The 3,033-nt window shown below is 44.9% G+C and carries 1 protein-coding gene; it reads right to left on the bottom strand.

Features of this window, described 5'->3' with window-relative positions; translation table 11 throughout:
- Positions 1-139: 139 nt before the first annotated feature.
- Complete coding sequence (locus ABF638_RS37435; protein WP_435027793.1) at positions 140-3,019, bottom strand: HEAT repeat domain-containing protein; 2,880 nt, start codon at positions 3,017-3,019, stop codon at positions 140-142.
- Positions 3,020-3,033 lie beyond the last annotated feature (14 nt).

The following is a 3,033-nucleotide window of genomic DNA, read 5'->3' as shown; positions in this document are numbered from 1 at the left end:
AGTTCAAAGACTCGTTAACGGAGTTCAGAGGTGGATTCATCCAGTTCAAAGACTCATTCACGAGTATTAAAGACTCATTTTAATTGAATCAAGAATTTGCCCTCAGCCTATAAGTCTCTTTATTAATTACGAATTAATATCACGACCTTGGCCGCAACAACTGCACGAAGGTATCACTCACAGTATGGTCTTTGGTATCGGCGGCGTATTGAACTAATTTTTCCTTCAGTTCTTTGGCAGCATCTAACGGGAGTAAGGTTGCTAGCAAAAAGTAGACACCACGAAAACGGGGGTCGTCCATGTGGTCAATGAGACGGTTTTTAGCTTCCTCACTCTCGCCGAGAAAGCTTTGCACCAAAAAGAAATCCATAATCTTATCGTGGCGGAAGTACCATTCTCTCTTGGCTTCGCTTTTTTCGTCTTGCCACTGACGGCTGACAACCATTTTATATTTATCGTCTTCCAATGACTGTAATACCTGGTAAAATTCATCCGCAGGTAATGCTTGCTCATCCTTCAGCCGCATTTGATAGACAGCATCGGAGAATTTTTTCAATGGAAATTCCTGGTTCCACTCTTGCAAATATTCTCTTGCCATCAAGTGATATTGATGTTGTTGCAAGTGAAACAAATCGGGGTATTCGCCTTGGGATAGCATCAGGGCTACCACAGTTAAATCCATTGGATTAGAGAGAACCTTCTCAATGGCAGTTAATTCTTGTGGTGATTGCTGATTAGTGAGGGCTTTGGTTAAAAAACTAGCAGTGGCTTGCTCATAATCAGTACCTTGAACTTTGGCATTTTTGGGCAATCGTGGCTGACGGGAAATCAGAAATTGCTGAATTTGTGGTTCCTCAAGGGGGAGCAACTTATATATTTTGGCTGTTGAGGGTGGTGTCCACTCTAGAGGTTGGGTGGTCATGATGATGTTACCCCGAAAATAACTTTCGGCAAACTGGCAGATTTTTGCCCTGGTGTCGGCGGTAACTTCATTCAGTCCGTCAATGCAAATATCTAATGCGCCACTGTAAATTAAATTCTTGAGAAAATCAGCATCTTGTGCTTGTCCGTGCAGCTTGGCTTGAATTGCCTCAATTACCCCTTTATCACACTTCTGGGCAGGTAGATAAACCACAAGCCGCCCAGAAGTTTTTACTAAATAACGCAGATACATTGACTTACCCAACCCAGAATCACCTTCTAAAATGACTTGTCCTTTGATGTTAGGTAAGACTTGGGTAATTGGTACGGGTTCATCTACACCGGGAACTTTGACTTTAGAATTTGGAAAGTAAGCTTCGGGGTTAAAACTATCTAACCCGGCATCGGCTAGTAGGGATGGCTTGAAGGGTTCAAATAACTTTTCGCGGAAAAAGGGAACCCAGGTAAGAATTAAGCCGACGTAGCCGACACCGAGAATGCGCCTTACCCAAGGATTCCAGAAGAAGATGGCTTGAACTTGGGGAAATTTGGGATAAGCGAAAATCAGGACAAGCCAAAAGGCAGCATGAATCAAAATAGTAGTTCTGGCGTTGAGAAACCACTGCCAAGTTTTGAGATTAACTATTACTGATTGCAGTGAATCAGCTTCGTTGTAGCCGGCGTTTTTTAGGTTGTTGTAGTGAGTTTCTAAAATAACAATATCTTGTGGTTGCCAAGAGACTTTTCTGGCAACTACAGCAATTTGCTTTGCTAAGTCTTCTCGTAATCGTGGAAAACCTTGGCTAGGTTCCCAGGCTTGGGCAAATATTTTGAGAGTTTTATCACCGCGATCGTGAGTTAATGAAGTAGGAATTGTTTTAGTCTCAGGAAAACCCAGCCATGTGAGCAGGGTTTTTACTTCATCAGTGCCGCCACCCAGGAAATAGCTTAAAAACCGCCACTGTGCAAATTCTGATTGACCTGCGTAATAGATCATATCCAAAATTACAACAATATTATTCAGGTTAAGTTGTTCTATCTTCTCCAATGCCGATGCTGCACCGGAACGAACAGAGGGGTCAACGGTTTTATCCTTGAGGATGTCAGCGATGTCTTTGACGTAGGGTTTGGCTGCCTCCCCCAGATTTCCCAATGCTATTGCTGCATAGTAACGAAAATTTGAGTCAACGGTTTTATCCTTGAGGATGTCAGCGATGTCTTTGACGTAGGGTTTGGCTGCCTCCCCCAGATTTCCTAATGCCGATGCTGCACCGGAACGAACAGAGGGGTCAACGGTTTTATCCTTGAGGATATCAGCAATGTCTTTGACGTAGGGTTTGGCTGCCTCCCCCAGATTTCCCAATGCCGATGCTGCACCGTAACGAACATTTGAGCCAACGGTTTTATCCTTGAGGAAGTCGAGGATGTCTTTGACGTAGGGTTTGGCTACCTCCCCCAGATTTCCCAATGCCGATGCTGCACCGGAACGAACATTTGAGTCAACGGTTTTATCCTTGAGGATGTCAGCGATGTCTTTGACGTAGGGTTTGGCTGCCTCCCCCAGATTTTCCAATGCCGATGCTGCATAGTAACGAACATTTGAGTCAACGGTTTTATCCTTGAGGATATCAGCAATGTCTTTGACGTAGGGTTTGGCTGCCTCCCCCAGATTTGCCAACGTCGATCCTGCACTGGAACGAACATAATAAGAGTCAACGAATTTATCCTTGAGAATGTCAGCGATGTCTTTGACGTAGGGTTCTGCCTCCCCCAGATTTCCTAATGCCGATGCTGCACCGGAACGAACATAAGAGTCAACGGTTTTATCCTTGAGGATGTCAGCGATGTCTTTGACGTAGGGTTTGGCTGCCTCCCCCAGATTTCCCAATGCCGATGCTGCACCGTAACGAACATAAGAGTCAACGGTTTTATCCTTGAGGATGTCAGCGATATCTTTGACGTAGGGTTTGGCTGCCTCCCCTAGATTTCCCAATGCCGATGCTGCACTGGAACGAACACTTGAGTCAACAGATTTATCCTTGAGGATGTCAGTGATGTCTTTGACGTAGGGTTTGGCTGCCTCCCCTAGATTTCCCAATGCCGATGCTGCAC

Origin of the sequence: Nostoc sp. CALU 1950, assembly GCF_051172895.1 — a bacterium.
Classification (GTDB): domain Bacteria; phylum Cyanobacteriota; class Cyanobacteriia; order Cyanobacteriales; family Nostocaceae; genus Nostoc; species Nostoc edaphicum_A.
Note: the sequence above shows the minus strand (reverse complement) of the source record. Positions and strands in the feature narration are given on the sequence as shown.